This is a genomic window from Priestia sp. 10L35 (assembly GCF_056395685.1).
Genome location: NZ_JBFTKA010000001.1, coordinates 422246 through 437934 on the forward strand (window position 1 = coordinate 422246; position 15689 = coordinate 437934).

The 15689-nt window shown below is 39.4% G+C and carries 18 protein-coding genes; all 18 read left to right on the forward strand.

Going from position 1 to position 15689, the window contains the following annotated elements:
- Positions 1 to 3: 3 nt before the first annotated feature.
- Positions 4 to 516 carry a stage III sporulation protein SpoIIIAB gene (gene spoIIIAB / locus AC1DEF_RS02175; protein WP_013059152.1) on the forward strand — a complete coding sequence of 171 codons (513 nt, stop codon included), beginning with the start codon at positions 4 to 6 and terminating at the stop codon, positions 514 to 516.
- A 19-nt stretch (positions 517 to 535) separates the two neighbouring features.
- The gene (spoIIIAC, locus tag AC1DEF_RS02180) at positions 536 to 742 is read left to right on the forward strand and encodes a stage III sporulation protein AC (protein WP_013059151.1); all 207 of its coding nucleotides are present in this window, start codon (positions 536 to 538) and stop codon (positions 740 to 742) included.
- 20 nt (positions 743 to 762) lie between these two features.
- Complete coding sequence (gene spoIIIAD, locus AC1DEF_RS02185; protein ID WP_013059150.1) at positions 763 to 1146, forward strand: stage III sporulation protein AD; 384 nt, start codon at positions 763 to 765, stop codon at positions 1144 to 1146.
- A 24-nt stretch (positions 1147 to 1170) separates the two neighbouring features.
- A complete protein-coding gene (gene spoIIIAE / locus AC1DEF_RS02190; RefSeq protein ID WP_013059149.1) occupies positions 1171 to 2355 on the forward strand; it encodes a stage III sporulation protein AE in 1185 nt (394 codons plus the stop codon).
- A 5-nt stretch (positions 2356 to 2360) separates the two neighbouring features.
- Positions 2361 to 2981 carry a stage III sporulation protein AF gene (gene spoIIIAF, locus AC1DEF_RS02195; RefSeq protein WP_013059148.1) on the forward strand — a complete coding sequence of 207 codons (621 nt, stop codon included), beginning with the start codon at positions 2361 to 2363 and terminating at the stop codon, positions 2979 to 2981.
- Positions 2978 to 3640, forward strand: a complete 663-nt coding sequence (gene spoIIIAG / locus AC1DEF_RS02200; RefSeq protein ID WP_013084996.1) for a stage III sporulation protein AG — start codon at positions 2978 to 2980, stop codon at positions 3638 to 3640. Before spoIIIAF ends, spoIIIAG begins: the two co-directional genes overlap by 4 nt.
- Before the next feature lie 7 nt (positions 3641 to 3647).
- Positions 3648 to 4298 carry a SpoIIIAH-like family protein gene (locus AC1DEF_RS02205; protein ID WP_272801048.1) on the forward strand — a complete coding sequence of 217 codons (651 nt, stop codon included), beginning with the start codon at positions 3648 to 3650 and terminating at the stop codon, positions 4296 to 4298.
- Positions 4299 to 4650: 352 nt separating this feature from the next.
- Positions 4651 to 5157, forward strand: coding sequence for an acetyl-CoA carboxylase biotin carboxyl carrier protein (gene accB / locus AC1DEF_RS02210; protein ID WP_043976256.1), 507 nt, complete (start codon positions 4651 to 4653; stop codon positions 5155 to 5157).
- Positions 5158 to 5169: 12 nt separating this feature from the next.
- The gene (gene accC, locus AC1DEF_RS02215) at positions 5170 to 6522 is read left to right on the forward strand and encodes an acetyl-CoA carboxylase biotin carboxylase subunit (RefSeq protein WP_013084993.1); all 1353 of its coding nucleotides are present in this window, start codon (positions 5170 to 5172) and stop codon (positions 6520 to 6522) included.
- 29 nt (positions 6523 to 6551) lie between these two features.
- Complete coding sequence (locus AC1DEF_RS02220) at positions 6552 to 6953, forward strand: Asp23/Gls24 family envelope stress response protein (RefSeq protein ID WP_013059143.1); 402 nt, start codon at positions 6552 to 6554, stop codon at positions 6951 to 6953.
- 221 nt (positions 6954 to 7174) lie between these two features.
- Complete coding sequence (gene nusB, locus AC1DEF_RS02225; RefSeq protein WP_013059142.1) at positions 7175 to 7567, forward strand: transcription antitermination factor NusB; 393 nt, start codon at positions 7175 to 7177, stop codon at positions 7565 to 7567.
- A gap of 84 nt (positions 7568 to 7651) precedes the next feature.
- The gene (xseA, locus tag AC1DEF_RS02230; protein WP_318330931.1) at positions 7652 to 8992 is read left to right on the forward strand and encodes an exodeoxyribonuclease VII large subunit; all 1341 of its coding nucleotides are present in this window, start codon (positions 7652 to 7654) and stop codon (positions 8990 to 8992) included.
- A 3-nt stretch (positions 8993 to 8995) separates the two neighbouring features.
- Positions 8996 to 9229, forward strand: a complete 234-nt coding sequence (locus AC1DEF_RS02235) for an exodeoxyribonuclease VII small subunit (RefSeq protein ID WP_013059140.1) — start codon at positions 8996 to 8998, stop codon at positions 9227 to 9229.
- The gene (locus tag AC1DEF_RS02240; RefSeq protein ID WP_013059139.1) at positions 9229 to 10125 is read left to right on the forward strand and encodes a polyprenyl synthetase family protein; all 897 of its coding nucleotides are present in this window, start codon (positions 9229 to 9231) and stop codon (positions 10123 to 10125) included. Before AC1DEF_RS02235 ends, AC1DEF_RS02240 begins: the two co-directional genes overlap by 1 nt.
- Before the next feature lie 320 nt (positions 10126 to 10445).
- Positions 10446 to 12347 (forward strand): 1-deoxy-D-xylulose-5-phosphate synthase, encoded by a 1902-nt coding sequence (gene dxs / locus AC1DEF_RS02245; protein ID WP_013059138.1) that lies wholly within the window; start codon positions 10446 to 10448, stop codon positions 12345 to 12347.
- On the forward strand, positions 12344 to 13171 hold the full coding sequence (locus AC1DEF_RS02250; protein WP_013084988.1) for a TlyA family RNA methyltransferase: 828 nt from the start codon (positions 12344 to 12346) through the stop codon (positions 13169 to 13171). The genes dxs and AC1DEF_RS02250 overlap by 4 nt, the downstream gene beginning before the upstream one ends.
- Positions 13172 to 13332: 161 nt before the next feature.
- Positions 13333 to 13782 (forward strand): transcriptional regulator AhrC/ArgR, encoded by a 450-nt coding sequence (ahrC, locus tag AC1DEF_RS02255; RefSeq protein WP_013059136.1) that lies wholly within the window; start codon positions 13333 to 13335, stop codon positions 13780 to 13782.
- 16 nt (positions 13783 to 13798) lie between these two features.
- Positions 13799 to 15526: a DNA repair protein RecN gene (gene recN / locus AC1DEF_RS02260; protein ID WP_028410663.1), complete on the forward strand. Its 1728-nt coding sequence runs from the start codon at positions 13799 to 13801 to the stop codon at positions 15524 to 15526.
- The last annotated feature ends 163 nt before the right edge of the window (positions 15527 to 15689 follow it).

Here is a 15689-nt window from a genome sequence, read left to right on the forward strand (position 1 = left end):
TGTATGAAACTGTTTGGTGCCATCTTTATCTTATTTGCTTCCACTTACACAGGATTTGAGTTTGCAAAGCAGCTTAGTGCAAGACCTAGGCAGCTCAGGCAATTAAAAACGGCTCTGAGGTCGTTAGAAGCAGAAATTATGTACAGCAATCGGCCTCTTCAAGAAGTTGCTCATTTGTTATCTCTACAGCTTCCTAATCCTTTGGCTTCTTTATTTAATGAGTTTTCAATGAAATTAAAAGAAGGTACTGAAAGTGTCAAGGAAGCTTGGGAAAAGACGTTGGACCAATTTTGGAAACAAACCGCACTTAAAACGGGAGAACTAGAAATCTTAAAACAATTTGGTGAAACGCTTGGTCAGCATGATCGTTATTCGCAGCAAAAGCATATCTTACTGACGCTGAATCATCTTGAACGCGAAGAACAAGATGCAGTTGATAAGCAGAATCGCTATGAAAAAATGGTTAAAAGTTTAGGCTTTCTATCTGGATTGCTACTGGTCATTCTATTGATGTAGCGATAGAGGAGGATTGAATGTGGGAATTGATATGAACACCATTTTTCAGATTGCTGGGATTGGTATCGTCGTAGCTTTTTTAGTCACCGTACTCGAACAGATGGGAAAAAAAGATTACGCGAACTGGGTTACCCTCATCGGTTTTATTTATATTTTATTTATGGTTGCTTCGATTGTAGAGGACTTATTTCAAAAAATCAAATCGGTTTTTTTATTTCAAGGGTAGAGGGGTGAGTTGCCATTGAAATGCTTCAAATTGTGGGCTTAGGGTTAGTAGCTACGTTTTTGGCTCTTATTTTAAAAGAACATAAATCACCTATTGCTTTTTTACTTGTTGTATTCGTGGGATCCGTGATCTTTCTTTTTTTAATTGATCAAATCTACGAAATTATTAAGATGGTCGAGCGGCTGTCGATTAATGCCCACGTTAACATGATTTATGTGGAAACCATTTTGAAAATTATTGGTATCGCCTATATCGCCGAATTTGGTGCTCAAATTACGAAAGATGCAGGGCAAGGTGCCATTGCTTCTAAAATTGAATTAGGTGGAAAAGTGCTGATTCTCTCCATGGCAATTCCTATTTTAACGGTCATTATTGAAACGATTATTTCAATGCTGCCCAATTAATTTTACTTAATATGAGGTGACGAAATGAAGCGGTGGACGTTTAAAGTGAATATACTCGCTCTTCTTTTGTTCCTCTTTTTTTTCTTTCCAGAAAATGTACAAGCTTCCGAACCCCCGAAGCAGCAAGAACTTGTCAATGAACAAATTGATAAGCTCGGTATTGATGAAGTCAAACAGTTTTGGGACGATATTATTACCCAATACGGCGGCTTTTTACCGGAGAGTCAGAAGGGAAGTTTAGTCGATTTTTTAAAAGGAGAAAAAGAGTTCTCTCTTAAAGAATGGCTAGGAGGTCTTGTAAAGTTTTTATTTCATGAAGTATTAGCGAATGGAAAACTCCTCGGTACACTCATTATGCTAACGGTTTTTAGCGTGTTTTTACAAACACTCCAAAGTGCGTTTAATCAGCAAACCGTAAGTAAAGTAGCGTATGCGCTTGTATATATGGTTTTGATCATCATTGCTCTTAATAGTTTTCAAATTGCTATCTCTTATGCAACGGGAGCGATTGAGACCATGACCAAATTCATTTTAGCTCTGGTGCCGCTGCTGCTTGCCTTAATGGCATCATCAGGAGGAGTTGTATCGGCAGCCTTTTTTCATCCGATGATTTTGTTTTTAATGAACACAAGCGGTTTGCTTATTCAATACGTAGTGATGCCGCTGCTTTTTCTTTCAGCACTGCTTAGCATTGTGAGTACGATTTCAGATGAACATAAGGTTACACAGCTTGCTCAGCTGTTGAGAAATATAAGCATTGGCGTGCTCGGAATATTCCTAACTGTTTTTTTAGGAGTGCTGTCCGTTCAAGGGGCTACCTCAGCTGTTGCCGACGGTATTACAATTCGAACGGCAAAGTTTGTCACAGGGAACTTTATACCTGTTGTAGGGCGTGTGTTCACAGATGCGGCTGATACAGTCATCAGTGCCTCGCTTTTATTAAAGAATTCAGTAGGGATTGCTGGAGTAGCAGTCTTACTGTTAATCGTCGCGTTTCCGGCTATTAAAGTGTTAACGCTTGCTTTTATCTATAAGCTAGCAGCAGCTCTTCTTCAACCCATTGGAGGAGGACCGGTTATTTCCTGCTTGAGCATTATCAGTAAAAGCGTCATCTATATTTTTGCGGCGCTTGCGGTTGTCTCGCTTATGTTTTTCTTATGTTTAACGGTCATCATTACAGCGAGCAACGTCACAATGATGGTGAGGTGAAGAAATTGCAGGCCTTAACGACGTGGATTACTAATATCGTTCTTTTTATCTTATTAGCTACCATTATTAATTTACTATTGCCCAATTCTAGTTTTCAAAAATATACAAAGCTGGTGGTTGGACTTCTTTTAATGCTGATTATTATTACACCCGTTTTTCAAATTTTCAAAGTGGATGTTAATCAAATGCTGAAATCACTTAGCTTATCATCTATTCGATCCGATCAGCAGGTAGAAAATTCAATAGAAAATCAGAAAAAAGAAATACAAGCTTCACAACGTGCATATATTTTAGAACAAATGGCTGTCCAAATGGAGGCAGATGTAAAAGAGGAGTTGATGGATCAGTATGGTGTAGCAATTGATCGAATTCACATTGAAACAAAAAAGCCGAACGACGAACCTACCGCTGATAATATTAAATCCATTTCAGTTGCCGTAAGTAAAAAAGCATCGGATGATTCCGAGGTTGTTTCAGCTGTGAAAGTTATTTCTATTGATACCTCCACACCGATCGAAACAAACAAACCAACAGAATCCAAGAAATTATCCAACTATTTAGCAGCAAAATGGGATGTAAAACAAGGCCAAGTTGTTGTGAATATGGAGGAGGGAGACACGAAATGAGTCAAAAGCCAGAAAAAGGTGACCCATCATTTTTTCAGCGGTTCTTTTCACTTAAACAGTCATCAACTACGAAGAAACCTTCAAAGTTAATGTATATAGGCATTTTACTAGCTGCAGGCGTTATCTTTATGGTATTTAGCAACTCACTCACAACATCTATGAATTCAGGCGGATTACTAAAGAGTGCAAGCAAAGAAACCAGCGCACCACCGGTATCACAGGATGTTCCCGCTTTTAGCTCTAAAAAGACAACAACAATGACAGGCTATGAAGAGCGGTATGAGGAAGAATTGAAAGATATTTTGGATCAAGTTAGAGGCGTAAGTAAGGTAAAAGTAATTGTGAACCTAGATGCAACAGAATCCAAAATATATGAAAAAAACAGCGTCACAAAATCGCAAACGACCAACGAAACAGACCGTGAAGGAGGGACTCGTAAAGTTGAAGATTCCTCAACAGACGAACAGCTGGTCATTGTAAGAAGTGGAGAACAAGAAAAGCCTGTTGTAGTTAAAACCGAAAAGCCAAAAGTAAGAGGCGTGTTAGTTGTCGCTAAAGGAGCTGATAATATCGAGGTAAAGAAATCTATTATTGAAGCCGTGACAAGAGCGCTCGATATACCAAGTCATAGAGTAGCAGTATTAGCGAAAAAAGGATGAGGGGGAAATGAATATGTTATTAAAAAAGCAAACGGTTTGGTTATTAACAATGTTAAGTTTAGTTGTTGTGTTATCGGTGTATTATATGACAACGCCAGAAAATCCTCAGAGTAATGTTGCGCTAGTAGACAATGAAAAACAGAGCGAAAAGCAGGCTGATGACAAGGCTCCTGCAGAAGATACAAAACAACAGACAGATGAGAAATCAGGAACAAAAGAAGATTCAAAAACTGAAGGTTCAGCAGGAAATGTAAAGAAGGAAACGGCTAAAAATGCAAAAGAATCAGCGGTTGTATCAAGCACAGATAGCGACGAGCTATTTACGGCTCTTCGTTTGGAATTAAATGATGAAAGAAGTCAATTAAAAGAAGAGTATCAAGAAGTAGCTGCATCAAAAAATGTGACGCCTGCGGAAGTAAGCAAGGCGATGGATAAAATTGATGAATTATCAAAGCTTGGGGAAAAAGAAGCCACGCTGGAAACATTAATTAAAGCAAAAGGATACAGTGACGCGCTAGTAAGAGCAGACGGAAAGCAAGTACAAATTACGGTTAAGACAGAAAAACACTCAAAAACAAAAGCAAATCAAATCATTCAGCTAGTCAAAAAAGAAATGGGTCCAAAAGAAGTAGCGGTAGAGTTTCAACCAACTAAATAAAGGGAATAAAAGAAGTGTGAAACAGCCGTAAATTGGGGTTGTTTACACTTCTTTTTTTATGAAATGACTAAAATCTAAGCGAGACGGTAAAAATTTTAACATGGCTTTCTTTTTTTACTTCGGTTATAATAGGTTTCATAATCTTATATTAGTACTAGGTGACAAACGTTTTCATAAGTGTTGTCATCTGTAAAGCTATGTTTCCATTTATAAAACGATAACGCTAAAAAGTTATTATAGAGTAAGTGGAACTTCTTTTTAATGTTTGCCAAACGAATTGAATGGCTGTAGCCATCTGTCGTATTATTAACATTGTAGAGAATTCTATTTTCATGAGGTAGGAGTGTTCAATATGTTAAAAATTCAAGAGATCCGTGAGATCATTAAACTAGTTGATCAATCATCAATCGAGGAGTTCACCTATGAGCACGAAGGCTCCAAAATCAAGATGAAGAAAAAAGACGCAATTGTTTCCAAACAAGCACAGCAAGTAGTGGTTTCGGCACCTGAACAAGCGGCAGTACCTGCACCGCAGGCAGCAGCGGCTCCAGCGCCAGCCCCAGCAGCACAGTCTGCTCAACCAAAAGAAGAACAAGCGGCCCCAGCGGTTGATGAAAGCTTACATAAAATTACATCTCCGATGGTAGGGACTTTCTATGCGTCATCATCGCCAGAATCAGATGTATACGTGACTCCTGGAGATAAAGTACAAAAAGATTCGGTTGTATGTATCGTAGAAGCAATGAAATTATTTAATGAAATCGAAGCAGAAGTTAAAGGTGAAATCGTTGACGTATTAGTTGAAAGTGGACAACTTGTAGAATACGGTCAACCTCTTTTCTTAGTAAAGCCTGAATAAGGAGCGGTAAATATGATTAAAAAGCTATTAATTGCGAATCGAGGAGAAATTGCGGTTCGAATTATTCGAGCGTGTAAAGAGTTAGGTGTAGAATCAGTAGCTGTTCATTCTCAAGCTGATCGCGATTCTTTGCATGTACAATTAGCAGACGAAGCGTATTGTATTGGACCAACGTCATCTAAAGACAGCTATTTAAACTTTACAAACATTATGAGTGTTGCGATGCTAACGGGCTGTGACGCTATTCACCCTGGATACGGCTTTTTAGCTGAAAACGCTGATTTTGCAGAGCTATGCAGAGAGTGTAACGTTACATTTGTAGGACCAAGTCCTGAAGCCATTAACAAAATGGGAACAAAAGACGTAGCGAGAGAAACGATGCGTGAAGCGGGTGTTCCAATTGTTCCTGGTTCAACTGGAATTGTAGAGTCAGTGGAAGACGGTATGTCAATCGCTAATGATATTGGCTATCCTGTTATTATTAAAGCAACGGCAGGAGGCGGAGGAAAAGGAATCCGCGTTGCGAAAAATGAACAAGAGCTTATTAAAGGTATTACAATTACACAGCAAGAAGCTGCTACAGCTTTCGGTAACCCTGGTGTGTACATTGAAAAGTTCATTGAGGATTTCCGTCACGTTGAGATCCAAGTGTTGGCTGATTCTCATGGGAATACTGTACATTTAGGAGAGCGTGATTGCTCGATTCAACGCCGTCTTCAAAAGTTAATTGAAGAAACGCCTTCTCCAGCGTTAGACGAAAAAACACGTGAATTAATGGGCGACGCTGCTGTTAAAGCTGCTCAAGCCGTTAATTACACAGGAGCCGGAACAGTGGAATTCATTTATGATTACCGTGAAAACAAATTTTACTTCATGGAAATGAATACGCGTATCCAAGTAGAACACCCTGTTACAGAGATGGTGACAGGAGTTGACTTAATTAAAGAACAAATCAAAGTGGCAAATGGTGAAACTTTACCGTTTACGCAAGAAGAAGTGACATTTAACGGATGGGCAATTGAGTGCCGAATCAACGCGGAAAACCCAGAGAAAAACTTTATGCCATCACCAGGTACGATTCAAATGTACTTGCCGCCAGGTGGCTACGGAGTGCGCGTAGACTCTGCTGCATACCCGGGCTATGCAATCCCGCCTTACTATGATTCAATGGTGGCTAAATTGATTGTTCATGCGCCAACTCGTGAGGAAGCTATTGAACGAATGAAGCGGGCGTTAGATGAATTTGTTATCGACGGCGTTGCAACCACTATTCCTTTTCACCAAAAACTATTAAATCATGAAAAATTTGTTAGCGGTGAATTCAACACGAAGTTTCTTGAGCTATATGACGTAATGAATTCTTAGTATAATATAAACTATAGGAGGTGCTGTACATGAATGAAAATCATGTATTAGAAATGGAAGAACACCCAAATTCTCTTGGCAAAGTAGAAATTGCTCCTGAGGTTATTGAAGTCATTGCGGGTATTGCTGCTTCTGAAGTAGAAGGCGTTTCTGCAATGAGAGGAAATTTTGCAGCTGGCGTTGTGGAGAAACTAGGAAAGAAAAACCACGGTAAAGGTGTAAAAGTGGACTTAACAGAAAACGGGATAAAAGTAGACGTATTTTGTATGATGAAGTTTGGAGTGTCTATTCCAAACGTAGCGCAACAAGTACAAGATAACATTCGTCAAGCCCTTAAAAATATGACAGCTATTGATCTCGATGAAGTAAACATTCATATCGTAGGGATTCAGTTTGATACGCAAAAAACTGATATTGAAGAAGTTGAATAAAACAAACGTTGACCTAACGGCTGTTGCTAAAATGGAATAACGTATGATTACTTGTTCCTTTTCAACACAAGCTATGGTAAAGTGAAAAAGACTGTCTCGTCATAAAGACGGTCTTTTTCGTGTTCTACAAACTTCGTCTAAGAACAATGAAGTATCGTATCATAAACTATGCTATTATCTAGGTATACTAGTTGAAGAAGATAAATAAAGGAGCAAAAATAATGAAAAGACATACAGCACGCCAAAAAGCATTACAAGCACTATTTCAGCATGATTTAGGGCAGACCGAGCCAATGGAGGCAATCGGAAATGTTGTACAAAATGAAAAGTCTGATCAATTTTTAGAAAGTCTCGTGCTAGGTGTGGTTGAACATCAGCAAGAAATTGATGAACTTTTACGCAATCATTTAGAAAAATGGACGTTAGATCGTGTAGCTACTGTAGACCGCGTTATCCTACGTATTGCCGTATACGAAATGAAGTATGAAGAAGAAATTCCTACGAGCGTTACGTTAAATGAAGCGATTGAATTAGCGAAAACGTTTGGCGATGATCAATCAAGCAAGTTTATCAATGGCGTATTGTCTAAAGTGTTAACAACTTTATCTAAATAAAGGTTCATCTTGCCAAATCAAGTGACCAAAATGCTTCTCTCCTTTATACAAAGGGGAGAGGGTGACTGCAAAGGAGGCAAAACGATGAGTGAAGTGCGTTATCTAACCGTTACGGCTCTTACACGATACATTAAGCGCAAGTTTGATGTAGACCCTCACATGCAAGATGTATGGATTAAAGGAGAAATTTCTAACTTTAAACGTCATAGTCGGGGACATATGTATTTCACCTTGAAAGATCAAAATGCTCGTATCGCAGCCGTTATGTTTGCTGGGCATAACCGGCAGCTTAATTTTCAGCCTGAAGAAGGAATGAATGTACTCATTCGAGCTGAAATTTCGGTTTATGAACCAAGCGGAAATTATCAAATGTACGTAAAAGAAATGCAGCCTGATGGCGTTGGAAACTTATACTTGGCCTACGAACAGCTGAAAAAAAAGCTGGAAAAAGAAGGCTTATTTGATCCTGCTAGGAAACGAAAACTGCCGAAGTATCCAACAACAATAGGTGTTATTACATCTCCAACTGGAGCAGCCGTACGTGATATTATTACGACATTAAAGCGCAGATATAACGCGAACATTATTGTTATGCCCGCTCTTGTTCAAGGAGTGAATGCGGCACCGTCTATCATTAAGGCAATTGAAGAAGCAAACCGTCGTAAAGAAGCAGACGTATTGATTGTTGGCCGCGGTGGTGGGTCAATTGAAGAGCTTTGGGCTTTTAACGAAGAAAGCGTTGCTCGTGCAATTTTCACTTCTACTATTCCTGTTATTTCAGCGGTTGGACATGAAACCGATTTTACAATTGCAGATTTTGTAGCAGATCTTCGCGCTCCTACTCCAACGGGTGCTGCGGAATTGGCTGTGCCTCATATCAGTGAAATTACAGAAAGATTGACTCAGCGAAATATCCGTCTTCTTCGTTCGATGAAAGAAATGCTTCAGTCTAGTAGCCGCAGGCTTGAACGATCCCAGAAATCATATGCTTTTCGTTATCCTCAAAAGTTGGTCGAGCAAAAAGAGCAGCAGTTAGATCAGTTGATGGAGCGTTTTTATCGTGAAGGCAGAAGGTACATTGAAGATAAACGGACGAACTACGAGCAGCTAACAGCCGCTTTGTTGCGCAATCACCCCGAGCATCAGTTAATGAAAGCAGCGGAGCGTCAACAGCAGCTGACGAAAATGCTGACAAAAGAGATGCAGCAGCTGCTAAAGCAAAAACAGCTTTTATTTGCAACGGCAACGTCAAAATTACATACGCTTAGTCCATTAAAAACAATGGAAAGAGGCTACAGCTTAGTATACGATAAAGAAAAAGAGTTAATTAAATCAACCAAACAAGTATCCAAAGGCGATATGGTAAGCGTTCGTTTGACCGATGGACAGTTGCAGTGTGAAGTTTCGAAAATAGAGGAGCGATGAAAAATGGCGACAAATAAAGAGTATACGTTTGAAGAGGCGATGGAGCAGTTAGAAACCATCGTAAACAAGCTAGAAGAAGGCGACGTGCCTTTAGAAGAAGCAATTCAACAATTCCAAGAAGGAATGACTCTTTCAAAATTCTGTCACGATCGTCTTCAGCATATTGAAAAGCAAATGGAAACTATTTTACGTGAAGACGGAACGCTTGAGCCATTCTCGGTGCAGGAGGAAGAGTGATGGTGAATGAAATGAATTTAAAAGAGTATATTTCTTTTACAAAAGATCGAGTAGAAACACGCTTGCCTGAAGTGGTAAAAGCATTACATGCTCCGGTTAACTTAAAGGAATCCATGCTTTACTCGCTTACGGCAGGAGGAAAGCGACTTCGCCCAGTGCTGTTGTTTGCCACGCTACATGCGTTTGGAAAAGACGAGAGCATGGGATTAGAAACAGCATGTGCAGTGGAAATGATTCATACATATTCTCTCATTCACGATGATTTACCTAGCATGGATGATGACGACTTAAGAAGAGGTAAACCAACGAATCACAAGGTGTACGGCGAAGCAACCGCTATATTAGCTGGAGATGCTCTTTTAACAAATAGCTTTCAGCTCATTTCTGAAGCGGCACATCCTGAGATTACATCACATATGAAGCTTCAGCTCATTACAGAACTGGTAAAAGCAAGCGGAACAGAAGGTATGATCAGCGGACAGGTTGCGGATATGGAAGGCGAAAAAAAGCAGCTCACGCTAGATGAGCTTGAATATATTCACCTTCACAAAACGGGGAAGCTGCTAGGGTTTTGTGTAAAAGCAGGAGCTATTCTTGCAAAAGCTACGCCTTTACAGCAAGAATTATTAGAAGAATTCAGTAAGCATGTAGGGTTAGCGTTTCAAATTCAAGATGATATCTTGGATGTGGAAGGGTCTGAAGAAAAATTAGGAAAGCCAATTGGCAGTGATACAGAAAATGAAAAAACGACATATCCTTCTTTATTAGGTATGGAAGCGGCCAAAGAAAAGTTACAGTATCATGTTGAACAAGCACTTCTCTCGTTACGTCAAGCTCAAATTAAGCACGGATTACTAGAAGAAATTTGTTTATATATAGCAAAACGTGATAGTTAATGACGATCTCTGTCAGGTTTTTTGAGTGATACAGTAAAATAAGATTGAGTCCCAATAGGGGCTATGCTATAATGATTTTACTACTGTATAAAAGCGTAGTGCATAGGTTTGAAAGACATATACAATATCTTGGTGGCCGTTATCACATTTGTGTTAGCGGCTATTTTTTCACTGTTTTCCTTTGAATATCGCTGGTTTACTGATAGAATATCAAAGGTATTGTAAGTAATAAGGAAATACTAAAAATTGACTATACGTATAAAACAATAGACAATGTATTAAGGTAACTTTATAACAAGTACGAAAGTGAGTGATCCACCTTGGATCTTACAACGATAAAAAATCCTGAGTTTTTAAAGAAAATGTCAGTAACACAATTAGAAGAACTAAGTGAAGAGATTCGTCGTTTTTTAATTACAAAGCTTTCTGCAACTGGCGGTCATATAGGGCCGAATTTGGGGGTTGTTGAGTTAACGCTTGCACTCCATAAAGTATTTGACAGCCCAAAAGATAAATTTTTATGGGACGTGGGGCATCAGTCGTATGTCCATAAAATTTTAACAGGACGAGCGGGAGAGTTTGATACAATCCGTCAATATAAAGGATTATGCGGTTTTCCAAAGCGTGACGAAAGTGAACATGATGTATGGGAAACGGGACATAGTTCTACATCTCTTTCAGCCGCAATGGGAATGGCTGCTGCAAGAGATTTGCAAAAAACAAAAGCTCATATTGTTCCCATCATTGGTGACGGAGCTTTAACAGGTGGTATGGCTCTTGAAGCGCTTAACCACATCGGGCACGAGCAAACGGATATGACCGTTATTTTAAATGACAATGAAATGTCTATCGCTCCTAACGTGGGAGCTGTACACAGTATTCTAGGACGTTTGCGCACGGCAGGCAAATACAACTGGGTAAAAGATGAGCTTGAAGTCTTGCTGAAAAAAGTGCCTGCAGTAGGCGGTAAGCTTGCGGCAACGGCAGAACGTGTAAAAGATGGTCTAAAGTATATGGTCGTGTCAGGCATGTTCTTTGAAGACCTTGGCTTTACGTATTTAGGCCCAGTTGATGGCCATAGCTATGATGATTTATTGGAAACGTTACAATATGCAAAGAAAACAAAAGGTCCCGTGCTGATTCACGTTATTACGAAAAAAGGGAAAGGCTACTTGCCGGCGGAAAGCGATAAAAGCGGAGCATGGCATGGTACAGGCCCTTACAAAATTGAATCCGGTGACTTTATTAAAGACAAAAATGTTCCGATTGCTTGGAGTAAACTAGTAAGTGATACGGTATTGAAGATGGCTAGGGAAGATGATCGCATTGTAGCCGTAACACCAGCAATGCCTGTGGGTTCAAAACTCGAAGCATTTCAAAAAGAGTTTCCGCATCGCATGTTTGATGTTGGGATTGCAGAGCAGCATGCAACAACAATGGCAGCAGGTCTTGCAACTCAAAATATGAAGCCCTTTTTAGCTATTTATTCTACGTTTTTACAGCGTGCATACGATCAAGTGGTTCATGATATTTGCCGTCAGAAGCTAAATGTATTTATTGGGATTGATCGCGCTGGGCTAGTAGGTGCTGATGGTGAAACGCATCAAGGCGTGTTTGATATTGCATTCTTACGTCATTTGCCTAACCTTGTTATTATGATGCCAAAAGATGAGAATGAAGGCCAGCACATGGTTCACACTGCTTTGACTTATGAAGAAGGTCCGATTGCTATGCGCTATGCTAGAGGAAACGGATTAGGTGTTGAACTAGATTCAGAATTGAAAAACATTCCGATCGGTACATGGGACGTATTAAAAGAAGGTTCAGATACAACCATTTTAACGTTTGGTACAACGATTTCAATGGCGATGGATGCAGCAGCAGAACTTGAGAAGCAAGGAATCAGCGTCAAAGTGGTAAATGCTCGTTTTATTAAACCGTTGGATGAAAAAATGCTTCATGAGATTTTCCAAACTAGTAAGCCTGTAATTACGGTAGAAGAAGCCGTACTTCAAGGCGGTTTTGGAAGCGCGGTGTTAGAGTTTGCATCAGAGCACGGCTATTATGATACGCGCGTTGAACGTATGGGGATTCCAGATCGCTTTATCGAGCACGGCAGCGTAACAAAACTTTTAGAAGAAATTGGCTTAACCAAAGAAGAGATTATAAATCGAGTTAAAAAACTCGTAACACCAACACAAAAGAGGCTTGAAGTTAAGTGACAAAAAAAGAACGAGTAGATGTATTATTAGTAGAACGAGGTTTGATTGAAACAAGAGAAAAAGCAAAGCGTACAGTGATGGCAGGACTCGTTTATGCGAATGAAGTCCGTTTGGATAAGCCGGGAGAGAAAATTGAACGCGATACGCCGCTGACAATTAAAGGTGCAGTGATGCCTTACGTCAGCAGAGGCGGCTTTAAGCTTGAAAAAGCGATTAAAGAATTTAATGTCCATGTAGCGGATAAAATCATGATTGATATTGGTTCTTCTACTGGAGGCTTTACCGATTGTGCGCTTCAAAATGGAGCGAAGATGTCCTATGCGCTAGACGTAGGCTATAATCAGCTAGCTTGGAAGCTTCGTCAAGATGAACGAGTAGAAGTAATGGAACGAACCAATTTCCGTTATGTGACGCCAGCTGATTTATCAAGAGGCTTGCCTGAATTCGCTTCTATTGATGTATCATTTATTTCCTTAAGACTCATTCTTCCTGTGTTAAAAACACTTCTTGTTCCACACAGCGATGTTGTTGCGCTCGTTAAGCCACAGTTTGAGGCTGGAAGAGAGCAAGTTGGGAAAAAAGGAATCGTGCGTGATTCAAAAGTGCATGAAGAAGTTCTTCAAGGCATGGTGGATTTCTCCCTTCGTCAAGGATACGATGTATATAACATGTCGTATTCACCGATAACGGGAGGAGATGGAAATATCGAATTTCTTCTCCACCTGCGCTGGAAAGGCGAGCGTGAACTTGGTGAAAATCAAGCTCCGCTTACTGTGAGCGAAGTAGTCGAAGAAGCACATAAGACGTTAAAAGAGAAAAAGTAATAATGGCCAATGTTAAGCAAAGACTTAGCATTGGCGATTTGATTATGACTCTTTATACAAAAGGTGCATAATCAAGTTGAACACATTATGATACTTAATTAGTGAAAGACTTATAAACAACAAAACAAAAAGAAGATTACATATTAATGTGAGGTGCCAACATGAATAAAGGGCAAAGACATATTAAAATTCGTGATATTATCACGAATAATGATATTGAAACACAGGATGAATTGGTAGATATTTTAAAAAACCAAGGTTTTAATGTAACACAGGCAACAATCTCTCGTGATATTAAAGAACTGCACTTAGTCAAAGTGCCTTTGATGGACGGTCGATACAAATACAGCTTGCCTGCAGATCAGCGTTTTAATCCCTTACAAAAGTTAAAGCGCTCTCTTATGGACGCATTTGTAAAAATTGATTCAGCGGGGCATATGTTGGTGATGAAAACATTACCGGGAAATGCAAATGCGATTGGCGCATTAATTGATCATTTGGATTGGGATGAAATATTAGGAACAATTTGTGGAGACGATACATGTTTGATTATTTGCCGTACTCCTGAAGATACGCAAATTATATCAGACCGATTCTTAGAAATGTTATAAAGGTGAGTGAAGCAGGTTGTTAGCTGAATTATCCATTAAAAACTTTGCGATTATTGATGAACTTTCTGTTTCATTTGAAAAAGGCTTAACGGTATTAACAGGCGAAACAGGAGCGGGGAAATCGATTATTATTGATGCCATTTCATTGTTAGTAGGTGGAAGAGGCTCTTCGGAGTTTGTACGCCACGGAACAGACAGAGCCGAAATTGAAGGACTTTTCTTATTTGATGAAGAACAGCATCCGAGTCACGAAAAAGCCAAACAAGTCGGTTTGGAAGTGGAAGATGGAATGATTGTGCTTCGCCGAGATATCACTACAAATGGGAAAAGTATTTGCCGCATCAACGGTAAGCTCGTAACGTTAGCTATCCTACGTGAAGTTGGACAGACGTTAATTGATATACATGGACAGCACGAGCACCAAGATTTAATGAATCAAGATCGTCACTTAACTCTTCTTGATCAATATGGAGGAGAAAAAGTAGAAGAGGCTTTGACGGAGTATCGAGAGGTATTTTCTAGGTATACATCGCTAAAAAAGCAGCTTGATCAATTAACTGAAAATGAACAGCAGATGGCACATCGCCTCGATCTTATTCAATTTCAATTAGATGAAATCAAAGCGGCAAATTTGCAGCTGAACGAAGACGAGGAACTAAATGAAGAGCGTTTGAAGATTTCTAACTTTGAAAAGATCTATACGTCGCTAAACGATGCGTACAATGCCCTGCACGGTGAACACCAAGGTTTAGATTGGGTCGGTGTAGCAATGAATCATACGGAGGATATTTCGTCACTGGAAAAAAACTATGCCGAAATTTCTGAGATCATTTCATCGAGCTTCTATCAGCTAGAAGACGCATCTTATAAAATTCGTCAGCAGCTTGATTTATTAGAATTTGATCCCAAACGCTTAGACTTTATTGAAGCGCGTTTAAATGAAATTAATCACTTAAAGCGTAAATACGGTCAAAGTGTAGATGAAATTCTAGAATATGCAGCGCAAATTGAAGATGAAATTGATCGTATTGAAAATCGAGATACGCATGTGAGCAAGATCAAAGAAGAGTTAAACAGTGTAGCACAGGATTTATTAGTAGAAGCTAATAACGTTTCAGCTATTCGAAAAAAACTTGCTCAGGAGTTAACGGACAGCATCCATCATGAGCTTCAAGAACTGTATATGGCTAAGACCGTATTTCAAATTAAATTCTCTGTTGTAAATGCAGGTAAAAATGACGTTGAAGTAAATGGAGAAAGAATAAAATTCACCAAAGACGGTATTGACAACGTAGAATTTTATATTTCTACCAATCCTGGTGAACCTTTAAAGCCTCTTGCAAAAGTAGCATCAGGAGGAGAACTGTCAAGAATTATGCTGGCGTTAAAAAGCATCTTCTCTAAGCATCAAGGCGTGACGTCCATTATCTTTGACGAAGTTGATACAGGCGTAAGTGGAAGAGTAGCTCAATCGATCGGTGAAAAAATACATGCTATTTCTGTTGATTCACAAGTTCTCTGTATATCTCATCTGCCTCAGGTAGCAGCGATGGCAGATACTCATCTCTTTATTGCTAAAGAGATAAAAGGTGATCGTACAACGACGTCTGTTCTTCCGTTAACTGTTGATGAAAAAGTAAAAGAAATTGGTCGAATGATTGCAGGAGCTGAAATTACAAGCTTAACGAAGGAACATGCCAAAGAGCTTTTAGATTTAGCGGATAAGATGAAGCACACCATTTAAAAAAACACCTTTTAACACGTAACAGTATGTGTTAAAGGTGTTTTTTTATACAAAATGGAGGAACTGAAAATGTTTCCTTGCACTTCTTTTCATTTTTCTCTGAACTTCTGTTATAAATGCGCTCTAAGAAGGCTAAATTAAATGTGTAGCCATTTAGGCGAGG